A 19119-nucleotide genomic window follows, 5' to 3' on the forward strand; every position below is an offset into this window, starting at 1 on the left:
TCGACGGTCAGTAGCCTTCGGCGGGATCGACCACCCCGACGAACCGTCCGTCGTCGAGGAAGGCGCGCACGTTCAGCCGGATGCGCTCCGCCAGCAGCGGCGCCGTCATCTCCGGCGTGTCCGCCTGGTGCGGGGTGATCAGGCAGTTCGGCTCGTCCCAGAGCGGGTGGCCGTCCGGGAGCGGCTCCGGATCCGTGACGTCGATCCCCGCCCCGGCGATCGTGCCGTCGGCGAGGGCCGTCACGAGTGCGTCGCTGTCGACCAGCCCGCCGCGCGCGATGTTCACCAGATACGCGGTGTCCTTCATCGCGGCGAACTCCGGAGCGCCGAACAGGTGCCTGGTGCCGCCGGTGAGGGCTGCGGCGACCACCACGACGTCCGCGTCCGGCAGCACATCGCCGAGCCGGTCGGCGGTCACCGTGCTGGACGCCCCGACGACGGGCTCCGGCGACCGGCGGACGATGGTGATGTCCGCGCCGAACGGTTCGAGCAGCCGGATGAGCTCCAGCGCGATTCCGCCGGCCCCGACGATCACCACGCGCAGCCCGTAGAGCGACCTGCCCTCCTGCTCGGTGGCCCAGGAGCGGGCGACGACGCGCTTCGGCAGCACCCGCAGCAGGGCGAGAGTGAGCGCGAGGGCGTGCTCGGCGACCGGCTGGGCGTACGCGCCCTTGGCGCTCGTCCAGAGCAGGCCCGGCCTGTCCTCGGCGGCGAGCACGTCGGCGAACGCGTCGACCCCGGCGTACGGCAGCTGCACCCAGCCGATCTGTGGATGCGTCTCCAGCACGTCGGCGAGACCGTGCGCATCCCGGTAGGTGAGCCACACCAGGCCGCGCGTCTCGTCGGAGAGCTCTGCGACCGTGCCTCCCCCGGCGTGCACGGCGTCGACGAACGTCTGCTCCGGCTCCGGCAGGACGGCGATGGGGCCGGGCTCCGGCCGCCGGTCCGCAGGCACCGGATCTGCCTCGACGGCGAGGACGGCGCGGTGCTGCTGGGCGGCCTGCGACGCCTGACCTGACTGGGCGGACGCTGATCCTGTCATCGGTTCTTCTCCGTACGTCTCGTGCGACGCTCGGTGCGCCGCTGCGGTGGTTTGAGTGCCTTCGCGAGCCCGTCGACGAAGGGATGCTGCGGGTCGGCGAGCACGTCCTCGATCGGACCGTAGCCGACGACGCGGCCGCCCTGCAGCACGATCGTGTTGTCGCTCGCCCTGCGCAGCACGGATAGGTCGTGGCTGACGATCACGGCGGAGAACCCCACGTGGTCGCGCAGCTGCGCGAGCAGGTCGATCACCGCATCCCGCACGGTCGCGTCGATGCCCGCAGTCGGCTCGTCGGCGACGAGCACGGACGGCCCGAGCACCAGGGCGCGGGCCAGGGCGACGCGTTGCCGCTGGCCGGCGCTCAGCTCGTACGGGTATTTGCTCAGCACGCTGAGCGGCAGGTGGACGGTGTCGAGCATCGTCGCCGCCCTGGCGCCCGCCGCCCTCCTGCTGTAGTGCTCGTCGCGCTCGAAGATCGGCAGAGCGACGTTGTCGGAGATGGTGAGCGACGGCTCGAGCGTGTTCGCCGCATCCTGAGCCAGGTAGCCGACGTGGAAGGTGACCTCGGCCAGGTCGCGCTTCTTCGCCTTGCGGAGCGACTTGCCGAGAACGGTGGCGTCTCCCCCGCTGATCCTCGGACCGGGCTCAGAGGCGCGCAGCGGCAGGCCGCGTCCAGCCAGGATCGCCGCCAGCGTCGACTTGCCGGAGCCCGTCTCGCCGAGCACGCCGAGCACCTCCCCCGTCTCCACGCGGACGTTGATTCCGCGGAGGGCGACGCAGGAGGCGCTCGGGCCCCGCGCTGGGTATTCGACGGACAGGTCGCTGACGACGATGGCGGGGTTGGAACTCACACAACGACCCTAGGCGCTCTCCGCCCGCAAAACGCGCAGCGCCTCCCGCCGGTCGGCCTGTTCGACCGGGTCCGGCACCGGAAGGGAGGCGAGGAGCCGCTGCGTGTACGCCTGCTGCGGATTGCCGAGCACCTGCGCTCCCGTGCCCTCCTCCACCAACTTGCCGCGGTGCAGCACCGCGATGCGGTCGGCCAGCAGGTCGACCACGGCGAGGTCGTGGCTGATGAACAGGGCGGCGAAGCCGAACTCCTTCTGCAGCTCGGCGAACAGCTCGAGCACGCGCGCCTGCACGGACACGTCGAGCGCCGAGGTCGGCTCGTCCGCGATCAGGAGGGTCGGTTCGAGCGCGAGGGCGCGCGCGAGGCTGGCGCGCTGACGCTGGCCACCGCTCAGCTCGTGCGGGAACCGGTCGCCGTAGCTCTTCGGCAGCTGCACGGCCTCCAGAAGGTCGTCCACCCTGCCCCGCGCATCCGACGGGCTGGATGCGCGCCCGTGCACCACGAGCGGCTCAGCGACGCAGTCCGCGATGGTCAGCAGCGGGTTGAAGCTCGACGCCGGGTCCTGGAAGACGAACCCGATGTCGCTGCGGACCGGCTTGAACTGCCGCTCCTTCACGCCGTTCATCTCGATCCCGAGCACGGAGAGCGATCCGCCGGTGACCTTGTTCAGGCCGCCGATGGCACGCCCGATCGTCGTCTTGCCCGATCCGCTCTCTCCCACGAGGCCGAGCACCTCGCCGGCGCGGATCTCGAAGTCGACGCCGTCGACCGCCACGAACCCTGGACGCCCGAGCCTGCCGGGGTACTGGATGCGCAGGCCGTCCGCCTTGACCACCGGGACGGCCTTCGCCCACTCGTCGCCGCGCGAGGCGGCCCTGTCCTGCGTGGACGACAGGCCCTGTCCCACCTTCGGAACGGACGCCAGCAGCTTCTTGGTGTATTCGGCCTGCGGGGACGCGAACAGCGTGCGCGCGTCCGCCTCCTCGACCAGCTTGCCCTGGTACATCACGGCCACCCTGTCCGCCAGGTCGGCCACGACGCCCATGTTGTGCGTGATGAGCACGATGGCGGCGCCGAACTCGTCGCGGCAGCGGCGCAGCAGGTCGAGGATCTCGGCCTGCACCGTCACATCCAGTGCCGTCGTCGGTTCGTCCGCGACGATCAGGCCCGGGTTCAGCACCAGTGCCATCGCGATGACGATGCGCTGCTTCTGGCCGCCGGAGAACTGGTGCGGGTAGTACTTGACCCGCTTCTCCGGCTCCGGGATGCCGACGCGTTCGAGGATCTCGATCGCCTGCTGCTGGGCGGCCTTCTTGGAGATGTTGCTGTGGGCGCGCAGGCCCTCCGCGATCTGCCAGCCCACCGGATACACCGGGTTGAGCGCGGTGGACGGCTCCTGGAACACCATCGCGACATCCGTGCCGCGCACCTCGCGGAGCTGGCGCTTGCTGAGGCTGATCACGTCGGCCTCGCTCTGGCCGTCCCTGCTGCGCAGAATGACGGCGCCGGAAGCGGTCGCGGTCTCCGGGAGCAGCCCGAGGATGGTCTTGGCCGTGACGGTCTTGCCGCTTCCGGACTCTCCGACGATCGCCAGCACCTCGCCGGGGGCGACGCGCAGGCTCACGTCGTCGACCGCCTTGACGGCGCCGGCGTCGGTGGAGAACGAGACCATCAGGTTGTCGATCTGTACGACGTCGCTCATGGCTTGACCTCGATTCCGTGTTCGTCGAATGATTCCCCGCCCTCGAGGCCGTCCACCCCGCCCGGTCCGGCGGAGAGCGTGCCCCCGGGGACCACGGAGGTCTCGGCCACCAGGCCGGACGCCTTGGCGACGGCCCTGCGTCCGCGCAGGCGCGGGTCGGCCAGGTCGTTCAGGCTCTCGCCGACGAGCGTGATGCCGAGCACCACCAGCACGATGGCGACGCCGGGGAACACCGAGGTCCACCAGATGCCGCTCGTCACGTCGGACAGCGCTTTGTTGAGGTCGTAGCCCCACTCGGCGGCGGCGGTCGGCTCGATGCCGAAGCCGAGGAAGCCGAGGCCCGCCAGCGTCAGGATCGCCTCCGACGAGTTCAGGGTGAAGATCAGCGGCAGCGTGCGCGTGGAGTTCCGAAGCACGTGGCGGAACATGATGCGGGTGTTGCTCGCACCGACCACCTTCGCCGACTCGACGTACGCCTCCGCCTTGATCCGCACGGCCTCCGCACGGATCACCCGGAAGTACTGCGGGATGAACACGACGGTGATCGAGATCGCCGCCGCCAGGATGCCGCCCCACAGGTTCGACTGGCCGCCGGAGATGACGATGGCCATGACGATGGCGAGCAGCAGAGACGGGAACGCGTAGATCGCGTCGCAGACCACCACGAGCACCCTGTCCAGCCAGCCGCCGAGGTAGCCGGAGACCAGGCCGAGGAAGATGCCGATGAAGATCGACAGGATCACCGCGACGATGATCACCGAGATCGCGGTCTGCGCGCCCCAGATGGTGCGCGAGAACACGTCGTACCCGCCGACGGTAGTGCCCCAGATGTGGGCGCCGTTCGGCGGCTGCTGCGAACCGAACTGGCCGTTCGCATCCCGCAGCTGCGCGAAACCGTACGGCGCGATCAGCGGGGCGAAGATGGCGACCAGGATGAAGATGCCGGTGATGACGAGGCCGGCCACGAGCATCCCGCGCTGGAGGCCGACGCTCTGCCGGAGCTGGTGGACGATAGGCAGCCTGTCCATGATGCTGCGCTTGGCCATCTCAGTACCTCACTCTCGGGTCGATGAGCGCCGCGATCACGTCGACGATGAAGTTCGTGAGCGCCACCACCACAGCGAGCAGGGCGACCATGCCCTGCACGGCGACGAAGTCGCGCGCCTGCAGGTAGTGCGCCAGCTGGAAGCCGAGGCCCTTCCACTCGAAGGTCGTCTCGGTCAGCACCGCTCCGCCGAGGAGCAGCGCGATCTGCAGGCCGATGACCGTGATGATCGGGATGAGGGCCGGCCGGTACGCGTGCTTGCGCACGAGCCGGTACTCGCTCACTCCGCGCGACCTCGCCGCATCCACGTAGTCGGTGGAGAGCGTGCCGATCACGTTCGTGCGCACCAGGCGGAGGAAGACGCCGGCGGTGAGCAGGCCGAGCGCGACCGCGGGCAGGATCGCGTGCATGAGCACATCGCTCACCACCGCGGGATCGCCGGTCTGGAACGCGTCGATCAGGTAGATGCCCGTCTTGTTGGGCAACAGTTGCATCTCCAGCTCGGAGCTGGTGGATGCGCGGCCGGCGACAGGCAGCCAGTTCAGCCAGATCGAGAACACCAGCTTGAGCAGCATGCCGGCGAAGAACACCGGCGTTGCGTAGCAGAGGATCGCGAAGACGCGGAGGGACGCATCCTGGCCCTTGTCGCGGAAGTACGCGGCGACCATGCCGAGCGGGATTCCGACGATGAACGCGACGATGAGCGCGTAGAACGCGAGCTCCAGCGTCGCCGCCCCGTAGGTGAGCAGGATCTGGGTGACCGGCTGGTGGTCGGTGAAGCTCGTGCCGAAATCGCCCCGCAGGATCTGCCCGAGGTAGTCGAAGTACTGCACGATGAGCGGCCGGTCGTATCCGGCCTCGTGGATGCGCTGCTGCAGCTGCGCGGGAGGCAGCTTGCCGCCGAGCGCGGCGGTGATGGGGTCACCGGTCGAGCGCATCAGGAAGAAGACGAGGGTGACGAGGATGAAGATCGTCGGGATGATGAGGACGGCACGGACCACGAGGTAACGGCCGAGACCGCCCCCCGATCGTCGCTGCTTCGTCTTCGCTTGTTCTGGCGCGGGCGCTCCGGGCGCGGCCGCACCGGTGACAGTGAATGTCATGGGAGCCAATCGTGGGTGTTTCGAGAGCGGGGGCGGACCGCACGCTGCGGTCCGCCCCCCGGTTCGGCTAGCCGGCTAGCCTCGGCTGTCAGCCCTTGGAAAGGGCAGCGTAGCGGAACTTGAACGACGGGTCGAGCGTCTTGTCCGTGCCGTTCACGGTCTTTCCGACCACGGCGACCTGTGCGCCCTGCAGCAGCGGCAGGGTGGACAGGTCGGCTCCGACCTTCGCCTGGATCTCTTCGATCAGCTTGGTGCGCGCGGCGGCGTCGGTCTCGCCGAGCTGCTTCTCGATGAGGGCCTGGACCTCCGGGTTGTCGTAGTGGTTCGCAAGGAAGTTCTCCTTGATGAAGAACGGCGACAGGTAGTTGTCAGCGTCGGAGTAGTCCGGGAACCAGCCGAGCTGGTACGCCGGGTACACGTCGGCCGTGCGGTCCTTGGAGTACTGGACCCACTCGGTGGACTGCAGGTTGACCTTGAACAGGCCGCCGGCTTCCAGCTGCTCCTTGACCAGGGCGTACTCGTCACCGGAGGACGGGCCGTAGTGGTCGGGGCTGTACTGGAGGTTCAGTGCGACGGGCGTGGTGACGCCTGCTGCCTGGAGGGCCGCCTTCGCCTTGTCGAGGCTCGGTCCGCCGTTTCCGTCGCCGTAGAGGTCCTTGAGCACGGTGGTCGCGCCGGTCAGGCCCTGGGGCACGTAGGAGTAGAGCGGCGTGTACGTGTCCTTGTACACCTGCTTGGCGATGGTCTCGCGGTCGACGAGGTCGGCGGCCGCCTGACGGACGGCGAGCGACTTCTTCGCGTCGGCCTCCGGCGTGGTCGCGCCGTACGGCATGGTGTTGAAGTTGAACACGATGTAGCGGGTCTCGCCACCCGGTCCCTTCACGACCTTGACGTTCTTGTCGCCGGAGAGGCTGTCGATGTCGGTCGCCGTGAGGCTGCGGAACGCGACGTCGATCGCGCCCTTCTGGATGTCGAGCTTGAGGTTCGACGACTCGGCGTAGTACTTGACGTTCACCTTGTCGGTGGCAGCCTTGCCGAGAAGACCCTTGTAGTCCGGGTTCGCCTTGTACGCGATCAGGTTGTTGAAGTCGTAGCTGGTGATGTCGTACTGGCCGGCGAACGCGTGGCCCTTGACGATGGTCTGGTCCGGCGTCACCTTGTCGGCGGAGAAGACCTGCTCGTCGACGATCGGGCCTGCCGGGCTCGACAGCACCTGCGCGAAGGTCTGGTCGTTGGCGATCTTGAGCTTGAACACGACCGTGGTCTTGTCCGGCGTCGAGACGCTGTCCAGGTTCGCCAGCAGCGAGGCCGGGCCGTTCGGGTCGTTGATCTTCTTCTGACGGTCGAAGGTGAACTTGACGTCGGAGGAGGTCAGGTCGTGGCCGTTCGCGAACTTGAGTCCGGGCTTCAGCTTCACCGTGTACTCGTTCGGCGAGGTGAAGTCGGCGCTCTCGGCGATGTCGGGCTTCACATCCGGGCTGCCGTACGGCGAGTTCAGGAGGAACGGGTAAACCTGGTTCATCACGGCGAACGAACCGTTGTCGTACGAACCGGCCGGGTCGATCGAGGTGATCTTGTCCGTCGTTCCGATGGTCAGTGCTCCACCGCCGCCGCTGGAGCCGTTGTTGTTGCTCCCTGAACAGCCGGCGAGCACCAACGCCGTCGCCGCGAGTGCGGCGGACACGGCCAGCAGGCGCTTGCCGCTGATGTGTGCGGATCTCATATCCGAGTACCTCTTCCTGGTGTGGGGTCACCGACTCGGCGCGCAGAGATCTGCAGCTGTGCCGAATCGCGTAGGTATGTCCTAACACGAAATGCGCGCGATCGAGGAATCCTGCTGCACTTCGTAGCGAGATCTTTACGTTAGTGCAACATAACTGCGCTCATGCGCGCACCGTGCACAGGAATCGAGCTTTTGTGCCCTATTCTCCGCGCAACCGCATGCGCTCGGCGTCGATCGACGCCATCGCCACCTGAAGGGAGCGTCGCAGCTCGACCTCCTGCTGGTCGGTGCGGGCGAGGCGGTTGGTCAGCTCCGCCTTCTCCCTGAGCAGGTCGCGGTCGATCAGGCCGTCGACGATCGAGCGGGCGTAGCGCGACACGTCGCCCGCCGCCTGCGGGAGGGCGGCAACGGCGAGGGCGTTCACGGTGGGACGGTAGCCCTGTGGGACCTCCGCCATCACCCTGTCGACCCAGCCAGGATCGGTCATGGTCGTGAGCTGGCTGGCGATCGCATCCCGGATCACGGCGTGCGTCGGATTCACGAACGGCACCTGCACGGCGCGGGCCGCCCGCTCCTGGCCGACCTCGGCGGGTAGCTGCAGCATCACCATCAGCGACTCGCGCTCCGTGCGCTGGGCGGGATCGCGGAGGTCTGCCTGCTGCACGACCGGCGTGGATGCTGCTCCGTCGCCCTGGCCGTTGCCTCCGCCGCCTGCCTGCCCATTGCCGCCGCCGCCCTGGCTGCGGTCCGCCTGGCCGCGGTCGGCCTGCCCGCGCTGCTCGGCCCTCTGCTCTCCCCTGCGGGCCGCCTGGACGGCGCGGAGGGTGTCCTGCAGGTCGGCGCCGGAGAGCCGGGCGAGTTCGCGGGCGTAGCCGTTCTGGGACGCTGGGTCGCGGATGGTGGCGACGATGGGCGCCCCGCTGCGCATGGCGGAGGTGCGGCCCTCGACGGTGTCCAGGTCGTACTTCTCGACGACCTGCCTGATCATGAACTCGAACATCGGCTTCTTGGCGTCGATCATCCGGCGCACGGCGTCGTCGCCCTTGGCGAGGCGCAGATCGCAGGGGTCGAGGCCCTCCGGACCGACGGCGACGTAGGTCTGGGCGGAGAACCGCTGCTCTTCGCCGAACGCGCGCGTCGCGGCTTTCTGGCCGGCCGCATCCGGGTCGAAGGTGAAGATGACGGAGCCCTGGCTGTTGTCGTCGCCCATGATGCGCCGGATGACCTTGATGTGGTCGACGCCGAACGCGGTTCCGCAGGTGGCGACGGCGGTGGTGATGCCCGCGAGGTGGCAGGCCATCACGTCCGTGTAGCCCTCGACGACGACCACCTGGTCGAGCTTGGACACGTCCCGCTTGGCGAGGTCGAGCCCGTAGAGCACCTGGGCCTTCTTGTAGACCGGTGTCTCCGGGGTGTTGAGGTATTTGGGGCCCTTATCGTCGTCGAGCAGACGGCGCGCGCCGAACCCGATGGTCTGGCCGGTGACATCCCGGATGGGCCAGATCAGCCGCCCGCGGAACCGGTCGTAGACGCCGCGGTCACCCTGCGAGACCAGCCCGGCGGTGGTGAGTTCCTCCGTGGTGAAGCCTTTGCTGCGCAGGTGCTTGGTGAGTTCGTCCCAGCTCTTCGGCGCGAAGCCGACCCCGAACCGGCCGGCGGCGATGGCGTCGAAGCCGCGCTCGCCGAGGAACCGGCGGCCGATCTCGGCCTCCGGAGAGCCGAGCTTGCTGCGGAAGAACTCCTCAGCAGCTCCGTTGGCGGCCAGGATGCGCGCCCGGTTGCCGTGCTCGGACGGTCCGCCCGTGCCGTCTTCGTAGCGCAGCTGGTAGCCGATCCGCGCGGCCAGCCGCTCGACGGCCTCGGTGAACGAGACGTGGTCCAGCTTCTGCAGGAACTCGTAGACGTCGCCGCCCTCGCCGCAGCCGAAGCAGTGGTACCGGCCGACGGCGGACCGGACGGTGAAGCTGGGACTCTTCTCGTCGTGGAACGGGCACAGCCCCTTCAGCGATCCGACGCCGGCGGACTTGAGGCTCACGTAGTCGCCGACGATGTCGGCGATGTTGGTGCGGGCTTTGACCTCTTCGATGTCACTCTGTCGAATTCGGCCGGCCATACAACGATTCTAGTGATCCGCGCCGACTCTCCTGTCGCGTCGCCGTCAGTCGCGCTGCTTGGACCGTTTCCGCGTGTTCTGCGCGATCTCGATGATGGCGACGAACACTTCGATCCCGACTCTCAGCAGCAGCACGCTCAGCATGGCGCCGACGAGGGTGATGATGACGCCGAACAGGAACACGAACGCGCCGACGACGGAGTGCGTGCCGATGGCGAGCGTGAGGCTGTAGATCAGCGACAGCAGCGTGCTCAGCCCGATCAGCACGAGCCCGACGACGTAGACGGGCCCTGCCAGCTTCCTCGTGACGTAGTTCGTGAACGTGAAGTCGAACAGCGACGAGAAGAACCGGGTGTCATCGAGCCGGTCGGCAAAGTCGGTGACGGTGCGCCCGTGCGCGGCGGAGGGTGCGCCCGCGCCTACGCCCGAGCCCGGGGTGGGCGGCGGGTAAGTGCCGCCGGTGGGGCCGGTGGGAGGGATGGGTGGAGCCGGAGGCGCGGGAGGTGTGGTTCCGGGGGTGAAGGTCGGCTCGGCTGCGGTCGCCTCCGGGAGACGGACGGTCTCGGCGGTGGGTTCGGCGGTGGCGGCGGGCGCGGTGGGACTTACCACCGGCGTTGCTTCGACAGCGGGGGTGGGCTCAACGGTCGCCGTGGGCTCCATCACTGCGGTGGGGTGGACAGCGCCCAGGACAGGCTGGTCGGCAGCGGCAGGCGCGTCGACACCTGGAGCACTGGTCGCGGATGGCGAAGCCTCAGCCTCGGACAGCGGCTCGACGGGCGACGACGAGGTGTCGGCGATGGGGTTCGCGGCGCCGAGCGCAGCATCCATGATCGAGGGAGCCTCGCCCTGGGGCGCGGCCGGAGCCGGCTTGTTCGCGGCGGCACGCCTGGTGCGCGTGGCGGACGGCACCTTCGCGGCCGCAGGCTTCGCCGTGGCAGGCTTCGCCGTGGCAGGCTTCGCCGAGGCAGGCTTCGCCGTTGCGGACTTCGCTGCCGCCGGCTTCGCGGCTGCGGATTTCGCAGTCGCGGAGGCTTTCGTGCCGGTGGCCGGTCTGGCCGCCGAGGCGCGCGGCGTGGTGGTCTTCGAGGCAGGAGTCGGCGGCGTTGCCGTCTGCGGCGTCGTCGGCTCGGGCGCACCCGCCGCCGGCGTCGTCGTCTTCGGCGTGGTGGCGCGCGGGGACCGGGGTGCTCGCTTGGCGGGCGCCGGGGTGGTGGCATCGGGTGGGGTCGGCTGGTCGCCGTCCGCCGGGGGTAGTGGGGTGCTCATCTTTTCCTCTCGATGCCGAGAACACCAGCATTCTGCACTGGGGTCGGCGTTTCAAGCCCGCTGAGTGAACTCATCGGCGACTCAGTGCTGCACCAGCCGTTCGTACCAGCTGAGCGCAGACTGGTCGGTGAGGCTGGCAACCTGGTCGACGATCACGCGTTTGCGCTGGGTGTCGTCGTCTGCGTCCTTCCAGTCCTCGGCGAAGCCGGGGTCCAGTTCGGCCGGTCCGCGCGAGTAGAGCAGGTCGGCGAGGGTGGTGAGGATCTGGCGCTGCTGCGCGTAGATCGGCTGCCGGGTGTTCCGCGACATCACGAAGGTGGCGACGATGCCCTTGAGCACCGCGATCTCGGCCTGGATGGCGGACGGGACGACCACGTCCGCACCGAACCGGATGAGATCCGTGCTGCCCGACGTCTCCTTGGTGGCGTGCACAGCGGCGTGGGCGAACCGGCCGATCAGCTGGCTGGTGAGGTTCTTCAGCCTCGCCTGTGACCGGCGGCTGCCGTCCCACCCGTCGAGCCAGATGTCGAGGTTGTCGAGCCGGTCGAACGCCGCGATCAGCTCGTCGTGGCTGAACTCTCCGCCGATCCAGTCGTACATCGAGCGCACCAGGTCGTCGTGGTCGACCCTGCTGCCGAGGGCGGCGACGTCGATGTAGCCGTTCACCACGGCGTCTTCGAAGTCGTGCACCGAGTATGCGATGTCGTCGCTGAGGTCCATCACCTGGGCCTCGATGCAGCGCACGCGGTCGGGTGCACCGGCGCGCATCCACTCGAAGACAGCGCGGTCGTCGGCGTAGAAGCCGAACTTGGCCCTGCCGCTCGGGTCGGCGACGGAGGAGCTGTCGGGCCACGGGTACTTGCAGCTGGCGTCGAGACTGGCCCTGGTGAGGTTGAGCCCGTATGGCCGGCCGTCGCGGCCGAACACCTTGGGCTCCAGCCTGCTGAGCAGCCGCAGCGTCTGCGCGTTGCCCTCGAAGCCGCCGATGTCGTCGGCCCAGCTGTTGAGCGCGCGCTCGCCGTTGTGACCGAACGGCGGGTGGCCGATGTCGTGCGCGAGGCAGGCGGTGTCGACGATGTCCGGATCGAGACCGAGACTGTTGGCCAGCTCCCGGCCCACCTGGGCGACTTCGAGCGAGTGCGTCAGCCGGTTCCTGGCGAAATCGAGGCCGGCGGTCGGGCTGAGCACCTGGGTCTTCGCCGCCAGCCGCCGCAGCGCGCTGGAGTGCAGCAGCCGCGCGCGGTCGCGTGCGAAGTCGCTGCGCCTGCTGGAATGCTGCTCGGGCAGCCAGCGCTCACGGTCGTGCTCGCTGTACCCGGACGCCTCCGCAACCTGGCCAGACGCGCGGCCATCATGACCCGCGTGGCTGTCGTGGCTATCGCCCGCGCCGTGCCCCACCGGACTATCCACCACTGTTGTGCACCTCCGCGTCCGCGACCTCTGCGCGCTCGAACCCGTCGAGGTCGCGGCTAGCGAGCCAGCCGTCCGGCAGCGCCGGCTTCTTCGGGGTGCCTGCGCGTCCGCGCTGGCCCTCTGCCGCCTCGCCCGGGTACTCCTGATCCCAGTCGAGCGTGGCGAGCAGGTCGTCGAGGTGCGCGAGCGTGTCGACCGTCGCAAGGCTCGCCCGCAGGTCGCCGCCCACCGGGTATCCCTTGAAGTACCACGCGACGTGCTTGCGGATGTCGCGGCAGCCCCGCTCCTCGCTGTCGAAGAACTCGACGAGCAGCTCGGCGTGCCTGCGGAACGTCGCGGCGACCTGTCCGAGCGAGGGATGCGCCTGCGCCCGCTCCGCCTCGGCGGCGTCGATCTGCCCTGCCCGAGCGCGGAACGCCGCGGCGAGGTCGCCGAACAGCCACGGCCGGCCGAGGCAGCCGCGCCCGACGACGACACCGTCGCACCCGGTCTCCTCGACCATCCGGATGGCGTCTGCCGCCGACCAGATGTCGCCGTTGCCGAGCACGGGGGTGCCGGTGATGGTCTCTTTGAGTTTGGCGATGGCGGACCAGTCCGCGTGGCCGGAGTAGAACTCCGCGGCCGTCCTGGCGTGCAGCGCGATGGAGGCGACTCCCGCGCCCTCAGCGGCCTTCGCCGCTTCGAGGTAGGTGAGGTGGTCGCTGTCGATGCCCTTGCGCATCTTGACCGTGAGCGGGATGGACCCGGCCGCCTGCACTGCTCCCTCGACGATCTCGCGGAACAGTCCGAGCTTCCACGGCAGTGCAGCTCCCCCGCCCTTGCGGGTGACCTTGGGCACCGGGCAGCCGAAGTTGAGGTCGATGTGGTCGGCGCGATCTTCCGCGACCAGCATGGTGACCGCCTCGCGGACGGTCTTCGGGTCGACCCCGTAGAGCTGGATGGAGCGCGGCGTCTCCGACTCGTGGTGGGTGATCAGGCGGAGCGATTCCGGGGTGCGCTCGACGAGGGCGCGCGAGGTGATCATCTCGCTCACGTAGAGACCGGCGCCGAATTCGCGGCAGAGCCTGCGGAACGCGGTGTTCGTGATCCCGGCCATCGGCGCCAGCACGACGGGCACGTCGAGGGCCAGCGGACCGATGGTCAGCTGTGGCGCGTGGCTTATCGTTGCTGTAGTAGACATTTCCCCAATTCTCCCAGATAGAGCGGAGCAGCATGACCGACGGACCAGAAGCTGTGGAGAATCACGGCGGAGACGCAGCTGTGCAGGGCGACGGAGCAGGCACGGCACCCACCGGCCGGGCCCGCGTCGAGGCCGACGCCGCAGCGCGCGGGGTCAGCATCCGGGTGATCGAGCGTCCCGCAGCCCGCAGTCTCGAGGAAGCGGCCCAGCTGCTCGGCATCCAGCCGTCCGACATCGTCAAGACCCTGGTGGTCAAGCGCAGCGACGACACCTTCGTGTTCGCGCTGGTGCCCGGCGGCCGCAAGATCTCCTGGCCCAAGCTGCGCGCCGTGCTGCACGTCAACAAGCTGCAGCTTCCGGATGCTGCGGTCGCCCTCGAGGCGACGGGCTACGAACGCGGCACCATCACCCCGTTCGGCTCCACCACCGCGTGGCCGGTCGTCGCGGACACGAGCGTCCAGGGCCGCACCGTCTCGATGGGTGCGGGCGAGCACGGATACTCGCTGTTCGTCGACGCCGACGACGTGGTCGCCGCATACGCGGCGACCGTCGCCGACATCACAGACCCGGAGTGACCTGACCGGTCGCGCCGGGAATGAGGCACGAATCGCCCTCGCAGGCGGCGGCGTTCACGTCGCCGAACGCGATCAGCGGGAACTTCGGTGCGTCCGAGGCGGTCGCCTCGACCGGCTCCGCCGCGCTCACGCCGTGACCTCCGCGCGCTCGGTCCACACCTGTTCGAGCACCTGCGCGAAGGTGGCCGCGTCCTGCGCGCCGGAGACGCCGTAGCGTCCGTCGATCACGAAGAACGGGACGCCCTGGATGCCGTACTCCTGCGCCAGCGCCTGGTCGCCGCGCACGTCGGAGAGGAACTCCTCCGACTCCAGCGCTGCGACGGCCGCCGCGCGGTCGAGCCCGACCTCTGCGGCGAGGTCGGCCAGGTCGTCGATCCTGCCGACGTGGCGTCCCTCCACGAAGTACGCCTTGAACAGGCGCTCCGCGAGCTCCAGCTGCTTGCCGTTCGCCTTCGCGAAGTGCAGCAGCTCGTGCGCCTTGACGGTGTTGGTGTGCTTGAGGATGTCGAAGTCGTAGTCCAGGCCCACCGACGATGCGATGCCCGTGACGCGCTCCAGCATCTGGGTGACCTGCTCGGCCTGCATGCCCTTGTGCCCGGCGAGGAAGTCGATCTCGCTGCCGTCGAAGTCGACGGGGGTGTCCGGAGAGAGCTCGAAGGAATGGTACTCGACCTCGACGGCGCGGTCGTCGCCGCCACCGGCGAACAGGCCGCTCCCCGCTTCGAATTTGCGCTTGCCGATGTAGCACCACGGGCAGGCGATGTCGGACCAGATGTCGATCTTGATGGGTTCACTCACACCAGGGCCAACGGATGCGGTCACGCCTTCATTCCCGGAGCATCCACTGCCCCGCCGAAGCGCCGGTTGCGGCTGGCGTAGATGTCGACGGCGTTCCACAGGTCGGTGCGGCTGAAGTCCGGCCAGAGCGTGTCGAGGAAGACCATCTCGGCGTACGCGCTCTGCCACAGCATGAAGTTGCTCGTGCGCTGCTCCCCTGAACTCCGCACGAACAGGTCGACGTCCGGAAGGTCGGGCGCGTACAGGTGGTGCTGGATGCTCTTCTCGCTCACCGCGGACGGCTTGAGCCGGCCGGCGGCCACCTCCTCCGCGATGCTGCGCACCGCATCCGCGATCTCGGTGCGGCCGCCGTAGTTGACGCACATGGTCAGGGTGAGCACGTCGTTCCCCGCGGTCAGCTGCTCGGCGAACTGCAGCTCCTTGATCACCGACGACCAGAGGCGCGGCTTCCTCCCCGCCCAGCGCACTCGCACTCCCCACTCGTTGAGCTGGTCGCGGCGGCGGTGCAGCACATCCCTGTTGAAGCCCATCAGGAAGCGCACCTCGTCGGGCGACCGTTTCCAGTTCTCGGTCGAGAACGCGTAGACGCTGAGGTGCTTCACGCCGAGCTGGATGGCGCCCGCGACGACGTCGAGCAGCGACGCCTCGCCGGCCTTGTGGCCTTCGATCCTGGTGAGCCCTCTGCCGTTCGCCCAGCGTCCGTTGCCGTCCATCACGATGGCGACGTGGTTCGGCACCGCCGCGACGGGAATCGCGGGCGGGTACAGGCCGGTCCAGTCGAGCGGGCGGAACTCCACCGCATCCTTGTGCGTGTAAGGCTTGGGGCTCATCCGTTCGCTTTCCGTTCGTGCTGCACGTGCTGGAGCGAGCGCAGGCCGCGCTCCAGGTGCCACTGCGTGTACGCGGCGACCACGCCGCTCGCCTTCGACCGCGTTGCGTCGTCCGTCTCGTCCGCCGAGGCCCAGTCCCCGGTGAGAAGGGCGCCGAGCAGCGCGATGGTCTGCGCATCCAGCCGGGGAGCGCCCTGCGGGGCGCAGTCGTCGCAGACTACGCCGCCGAGCTGCACGACGAGGTGGTCGTGCGGTCCGGGCGCTCCGCAACGCGAGCAGTCGAGGAAGCTCGGCGCCCAGCCGGCCAGCGACAGCGCGCGCAGCAGGTAGGAGTCGAGAGTCAGGGATGCGCCGTGCTCGCGCTTGGACAGCGACCGCAGGGCGCCGACCAGCAGGAGGTACTGCTGCAGGGACGCCTCGGCCTCGGTAAGCCTGTCCGCCGTCTCCACCATCGCGTTCGCCGCCGTGTAGCTGGCGTAGTCGTCGGCGATCAGCGCGCCGTACGCTCCGAGCGACTCGGCCTGCGTGACCACATCCAGGCTGCGGCCCTCGTACAGCTGCACGTCGGCGACCATGAACGGCTCCAGCCGCGACCCGAACTTGGATGCGGTGCGCCGCACGCCCTTCGCGACCGCACGGACCTTGCCGTGCTGCCGGGTGAGCATGGTGACGATGCGGTCGGCTTCCCCCAGTTTGTGGGTGCGGAGCACGACGGCTTCATCACGGTAGACAGGCACACTCCAGTATCCCGCGTAACGCCGACAGTCCCGTCAAGCCGCGCATGGTAGAAGTGACCTATGAGCACGACGGCCTTCACGATTCCGCTGTGGGCCGACCTGGTGGCCGTCGGCGTCGGCAGCCTGCAGGGTGCGATGTTCGCCTCCGGGTTCCGCGACCGTAAGCTCGACCTGCTGGGCGTCGCCATCATCGGCGTCGCGACCGGCGTCGGCGGTGGTCTGCTGCGTGATCTGCTGCTGGTCACCCGGCCCGTCGCGCTGCTCTCCAACTGGTACCTCCTGACCACCGTCGTCGCCGCACTGCTCGGGATGCTGCTCATCCGGCTGTTCCGGAGGCTCGACCCGATCATCACCTTCCTCGACGCGCTCACCATCGGGCTGTTCGGCGCGATCGGTGCGAGCAAGGCCCTCGCGCTCGGGCTGCCGGAGGTGCCGGCGGTGTTCGTCGGCGTGGTGTCCGCGGTGGGCGGGTCGATCCTGCGCGACATGCTGCTGAACCTGCCGATCGCGCTGATGCACGTCGGCTCGCTCTACGCCGTCGCCGCGGGTGCGGGCACGGTGGTGCTCGTGGTGCTGGTGGACCTCGGCGTGCCGCTCACGGTGGCCGCGGCGGTCTGCGTCGCCGTCACCCTGGTGATCCGGCTGCTGGCGGTGCGGTTCGGCTGGAGCCTGCCCGAGCAGCGCGAGCTGGGGCGCATCCCGCGTCCACGCTGGCCGCGCATCCCGCTCGGCCGTCGCACCGCCGAAGCCCGCACCGCCGAGCGCACAGAGACGGGCTCGATCCCCCGTTACAAGCTCGACCGCCCCGACTGACGCCCGACGCAATCGAGTCCGAAGTTGTTCACGGTCACGACCGGCGTGTCGCGTGAATAACTTCGGACTCGATTGTGTGTGTGTGTGTGCGCGGGCGGGTGGGTCAGGCCGAGACGAGGTCGGCGGGGGCCGCGGACCCGGAGGTGGCGCGGATCGCGCGGTTGACGGCGGAGACGACGGCCTTGAAGGAGGCGGTGGTCGTGTCCGCGTCGATGCCGACGCCCCAGAGGCGGGTGCCGTCGACATCGACCTCGACGTACGCGGCGGCCAGAGCGGACTCGCTCGCGGACAGCGTGTGCTGCGAGTAGTCGTACAGGTGCACGTTGATGCCGCGATCGTTGAGGATGTCGAAGAACGCCGCGATCGGGCCGTTGCCCTCGCCGGATGCCTTGGAGACGGTATCCCCGTCGCGCAGCGTCACCGTGAGAGCCACGTGGTCGCCGGTCTCGTTGGTGGTGCTGGTGCTGCCCAGCTCGAAGCGGCCCCACTTGGCGTCCGCGTCGGAGACAGGTGCCGGAAGGTACTCGTCCTGGAAGATGGCCCAGATGTCGTCGCTCGACACCTCTCCACCCTCCGCGTCGGTCTTCGCCTGCACGACGCCGGAGAACTCGATCTGCAGCTTGCGCGGCAGGTCGAGCGCGTGGTCCGTCTTCAGCAGGTAGGCGACGCCGCCCTTGCCGGACTGCGAGTTGACCCGGATGACCGCCTCGTAGCTGCGGCCCAGGTCTTTCGGGTCGACCGGCAGGTATGGAACGGCCCAGACGAGGTCGTCGACCGAGACGCCCTCGCGCTCGGCCTGCGCGGCCATCGCCTCGAAGCCCTTCTTGATCGCATCCTGGTGCGAGCCGCTGAACGCGGTGAACACCAGGTCGCCGCCCCACGGGCTGCGCTCGCCGACCGGCAGCTGGTTGCAGTGCTCGACGGTGCGCTTGATCGAGTCGATGTCGCTGAAGTCGATCTGCGGGTCGATGCCCTGCGTGAACAGGTTCACGCCCAGAGTCACCAGGTCGACGTTGCCCGTGCGCTCCCCGTTGCCGAACAGGCAGCCCTCGATGCGGTCGGCTCCGGCCATGTAGCCGAGCTCGGCGGCGGCGACGGCGGTGCCGCGGTCGTTGTGCGGGTGCAGCGACAGGATGACGTTCTCGCGGTGGTTCAGGTGGCGGGACATCCACTCGATCGAGTCGGCGTAGACGTTCGGGGTGGCCATCTCGACGGTGGCCGGCAGGTTGATGATGACCTTGCGTTCCGGGGTGGGCTCGAAGATCTCGAGCACCTGGTTGCAGATGTCCGCGGCGAACTCCAGCTCGGTGCCGGTGTAGCTCTCGGGCGAGTACTCGTAGTAGATCTGCGTGCCGGGGACCACGGACTCCATCTGACGGCACAGGCGCGCGCCTTCCAGCGCGATGTCGACGATGCCCTGCTTGTCGGTGCGGAAGACCACATCCCGCTGCAGGATGCTCGTGGAGTTGTAGAGGTGCACGATGGCCTGCTTGGCGCCGACCAGCGATTCGTACGTGCGCTTGATGAGGTGCTCTCGGGCCTGGGTCAGCACCTGGATGGTGACGTCGTCCGGGATGGCGCCCTCTTCGATGAGGCTGCGCACGAAGTCGAAGTCGGTCTGGCTGGCCGACGGGAAGCCGACCTCGATCTCCTTGTAGCCCATCCGGACCAGCAGGTCGAACATGATGCGCTTGCGCTCGGGACTCATCGGGTCGATGAGTGCCTGGTTGCCGTCGCGCAGGTCGACGGCGCACCAGCGCGGTGCGACCGTGATGCGGTTGTCCGGCCAGGTGCGATCGGGCAGCTCCACCCGGATCTGCTCATGGAACGGGCGGTATTTGTGGATCGGCATGGCGCTCGGCGCCTGAGTGTTCTTCATGGTCTGTCTTCTCCTCGCGAGGTGTGGTGGAGAGCCAACGACGAACTCCG

The 19119-nt window shown here is 68.9% G+C and carries 18 protein-coding genes; 3 read left to right on the top strand and 15 right to left on the bottom strand.

Annotation, left to right across the window (positions count from 1 at the left end; all coding sequences use genetic code 11):
- Positions 1 to 7: 7 nt before the first annotated feature.
- From AC1ROC_RS02920 to AC1ROC_RS02955, 8 genes are all read right to left on the bottom strand, one after another.
- Complete coding sequence (locus AC1ROC_RS02920) at positions 8 to 1042, bottom strand: D-isomer specific 2-hydroxyacid dehydrogenase family protein (RefSeq protein ID WP_492997989.1); 1035 nt, start codon at positions 1040 to 1042, stop codon at positions 8 to 10.
- Positions 1039 to 1893 (bottom strand): ATP-binding cassette domain-containing protein, encoded by an 855-nt coding sequence (locus AC1ROC_RS02925; protein ID WP_492997992.1) that lies wholly within the window; start codon positions 1891 to 1893, stop codon positions 1039 to 1041. Before AC1ROC_RS02925 ends, AC1ROC_RS02920 begins: the two co-directional genes overlap by 4 nt.
- Positions 1894 to 1902: 9 nt before the next feature.
- Positions 1903 to 3594: a dipeptide ABC transporter ATP-binding protein gene (locus AC1ROC_RS02930; protein WP_434948544.1), complete on the bottom strand. Its 1692-nt coding sequence runs from the start codon at positions 3592 to 3594 to the stop codon at positions 1903 to 1905.
- The gene (locus tag AC1ROC_RS02935) at positions 3591 to 4640 is read right to left on the bottom strand and encodes an ABC transporter permease (protein ID WP_085370855.1); all 1050 of its coding nucleotides are present in this window, start codon (positions 4638 to 4640) and stop codon (positions 3591 to 3593) included. Before AC1ROC_RS02935 ends, AC1ROC_RS02930 begins: the two co-directional genes overlap by 4 nt.
- 1 nt (position 4641) lies before the next feature.
- A complete protein-coding gene (locus AC1ROC_RS02940) occupies positions 4642 to 5742 on the bottom strand; it encodes an ABC transporter permease (RefSeq protein ID WP_085370856.1) in 1101 nt (366 codons plus the stop codon).
- An 88-nt stretch (positions 5743 to 5830) separates the two neighbouring features.
- Entirely contained in the window at positions 5831 to 7465 is a 1635-nt protein-coding gene (locus AC1ROC_RS02945; protein WP_085370857.1) for an ABC transporter substrate-binding protein, read from the bottom strand.
- Between the two features lie 199 nt (positions 7466 to 7664).
- Positions 7665 to 9578, bottom strand: a complete 1914-nt coding sequence (gene dnaG / locus AC1ROC_RS02950) for a DNA primase (RefSeq protein ID WP_492997996.1) — start codon at positions 9576 to 9578, stop codon at positions 7665 to 7667.
- Positions 9579 to 9623: 45 nt separating this feature from the next.
- Positions 9624 to 10487 carry a DUF4282 domain-containing protein gene (locus tag AC1ROC_RS02955; protein ID WP_492997998.1) on the bottom strand — a complete coding sequence of 288 codons (864 nt, stop codon included), beginning with the start codon at positions 10485 to 10487 and terminating at the stop codon, positions 9624 to 9626.
- Here AC1ROC_RS02955 and AC1ROC_RS02960 point away from each other — a divergent pair.
- A complete protein-coding gene (locus AC1ROC_RS02960; RefSeq protein ID WP_492998000.1) occupies positions 10474 to 10908 on the top strand; it encodes a hypothetical protein in 435 nt (144 codons plus the stop codon). The two genes, AC1ROC_RS02955 and AC1ROC_RS02960, sit on opposite strands and share 14 nt — an antisense overlap.
- A gap of 17 nt (positions 10909 to 10925) precedes the next feature.
- Here AC1ROC_RS02960 and AC1ROC_RS02965 read toward each other — a convergent pair whose 3' ends face one another.
- Positions 10926 to 12254 carry a deoxyguanosinetriphosphate triphosphohydrolase gene (locus tag AC1ROC_RS02965; RefSeq protein ID WP_492998002.1) on the bottom strand — a complete coding sequence of 443 codons (1329 nt, stop codon included), beginning with the start codon at positions 12252 to 12254 and terminating at the stop codon, positions 10926 to 10928.
- A complete protein-coding gene (gene dusB / locus AC1ROC_RS02970; RefSeq protein ID WP_085371213.1) occupies positions 12247 to 13437 on the bottom strand; it encodes a tRNA dihydrouridine synthase DusB in 1191 nt (396 codons plus the stop codon). Before dusB ends, AC1ROC_RS02965 begins: the two co-directional genes overlap by 8 nt.
- 32 nt (positions 13438 to 13469) lie before the next feature.
- Here dusB and AC1ROC_RS02975 point away from each other — a divergent pair, with 32 nt between their 5' ends.
- Entirely contained in the window at positions 13470 to 14012 is a 543-nt protein-coding gene (locus tag AC1ROC_RS02975; RefSeq protein WP_492998005.1) for an aminoacyl-tRNA deacylase, read from the top strand.
- Here AC1ROC_RS02975 and AC1ROC_RS02980 read toward each other — a convergent pair.
- The 4 genes from AC1ROC_RS02980 to recO are packed head-to-tail and all read right to left on the bottom strand — an operon-like array spanning position 13996 to position 16377.
- Entirely contained in the window at positions 13996 to 14142 is a 147-nt protein-coding gene (locus AC1ROC_RS02980; RefSeq protein ID WP_168689399.1) for a hypothetical protein, read from the bottom strand. The two genes, AC1ROC_RS02975 and AC1ROC_RS02980, sit on opposite strands and share 17 nt — an antisense overlap.
- The gene (locus AC1ROC_RS02985; RefSeq protein ID WP_492998009.1) at positions 14139 to 14810 is read right to left on the bottom strand and encodes a DsbA family oxidoreductase; all 672 of its coding nucleotides are present in this window, start codon (positions 14808 to 14810) and stop codon (positions 14139 to 14141) included. The genes AC1ROC_RS02980 and AC1ROC_RS02985 overlap by 4 nt, the downstream gene beginning before the upstream one ends.
- 20 nt (positions 14811 to 14830) lie before the next feature.
- Complete coding sequence (locus AC1ROC_RS02990) at positions 14831 to 15640, bottom strand: isoprenyl transferase (protein WP_492998011.1); 810 nt, start codon at positions 15638 to 15640, stop codon at positions 14831 to 14833.
- Positions 15637 to 16377, bottom strand: coding sequence for a DNA repair protein RecO (gene recO / locus AC1ROC_RS02995; protein ID WP_085371217.1), 741 nt, complete (start codon positions 16375 to 16377; stop codon positions 15637 to 15639). Before recO ends, AC1ROC_RS02990 begins: the two co-directional genes overlap by 4 nt.
- 60 nt (positions 16378 to 16437) lie before the next feature.
- On the opposite strand from recO, the gene AC1ROC_RS03000 reads away from it, so the two are divergent.
- A complete protein-coding gene (locus AC1ROC_RS03000; RefSeq protein WP_085371218.1) occupies positions 16438 to 17190 on the top strand; it encodes a trimeric intracellular cation channel family protein in 753 nt (250 codons plus the stop codon).
- Positions 17191 to 17293: 103 nt separating this feature from the next.
- Here the strand turns inward: AC1ROC_RS03000 and leuA are convergent, their stop codons facing one another.
- Positions 17294 to 19069 (bottom strand): 2-isopropylmalate synthase, encoded by a 1776-nt coding sequence (gene leuA / locus AC1ROC_RS03005; protein WP_168689396.1) that lies wholly within the window; start codon positions 19067 to 19069, stop codon positions 17294 to 17296.
- Positions 19070 to 19119 lie beyond the last annotated feature (50 nt).

The sequence above is a fragment of the Leifsonia sp. GW821-FHT13C05 genome (assembly GCF_058806515.1).

What these genes read in the sequence shown, in the direction of transcription:
- AC1ROC_RS02930 (WP_434948544.1), bottom strand. Translation starts at nt 3,594, where the DNA reads ATGAGCGACGTCGTACAGATCGACAACCTGATGGTCTCGTTCTCCACC.
- AC1ROC_RS02975 (WP_492998005.1), top strand. Translation starts at nt 13,470, where the DNA reads ATGACCGACGGACCAGAAGCTGTGGAGAATCACGGCGGAGACGCAGCT.
- AC1ROC_RS02940 (WP_085370856.1), bottom strand. Translation starts at nt 5,742, where the DNA reads ATGACATTCACTGTCACCGGTGCGGCCGCGCCCGGAGCGCCCGCGCCA.
- dusB (WP_085371213.1), bottom strand. Translation starts at nt 13,437, where the DNA reads ATGTCTACTACAGCAACGATAAGCCACGCGCCACAGCTGACCATCGGT.
- AC1ROC_RS02920 (WP_492997989.1), bottom strand. Translation starts at nt 1,042, where the DNA reads ATGACAGGATCAGCGTCCGCCCAGTCAGGTCAGGCGTCGCAGGCCGCC.
- AC1ROC_RS02935 (WP_085370855.1), bottom strand. Translation starts at nt 4,640, where the DNA reads ATGGCCAAGCGCAGCATCATGGACAGGCTGCCTATCGTCCACCAGCTC.
- AC1ROC_RS03000 (WP_085371218.1), top strand. Translation starts at nt 16,438, where the DNA reads ATGAGCACGACGGCCTTCACGATTCCGCTGTGGGCCGACCTGGTGGCC.
- dnaG (WP_492997996.1), bottom strand. Translation starts at nt 9,578, where the DNA reads ATGGCCGGCCGAATTCGACAGAGTGACATCGAAGAGGTCAAAGCCCGC.
- AC1ROC_RS02945 (WP_085370857.1), bottom strand. Translation starts at nt 7,465, where the DNA reads ATGAGATCCGCACACATCAGCGGCAAGCGCCTGCTGGCCGTGTCCGCC.
- leuA (WP_168689396.1), bottom strand. Translation starts at nt 19,069, where the DNA reads ATGAAGAACACTCAGGCGCCGAGCGCCATGCCGATCCACAAATACCGC.
- AC1ROC_RS02990 (WP_492998011.1), bottom strand. Translation starts at nt 15,640, where the DNA reads ATGAGCCCCAAGCCTTACACGCACAAGGATGCGGTGGAGTTCCGCCCG.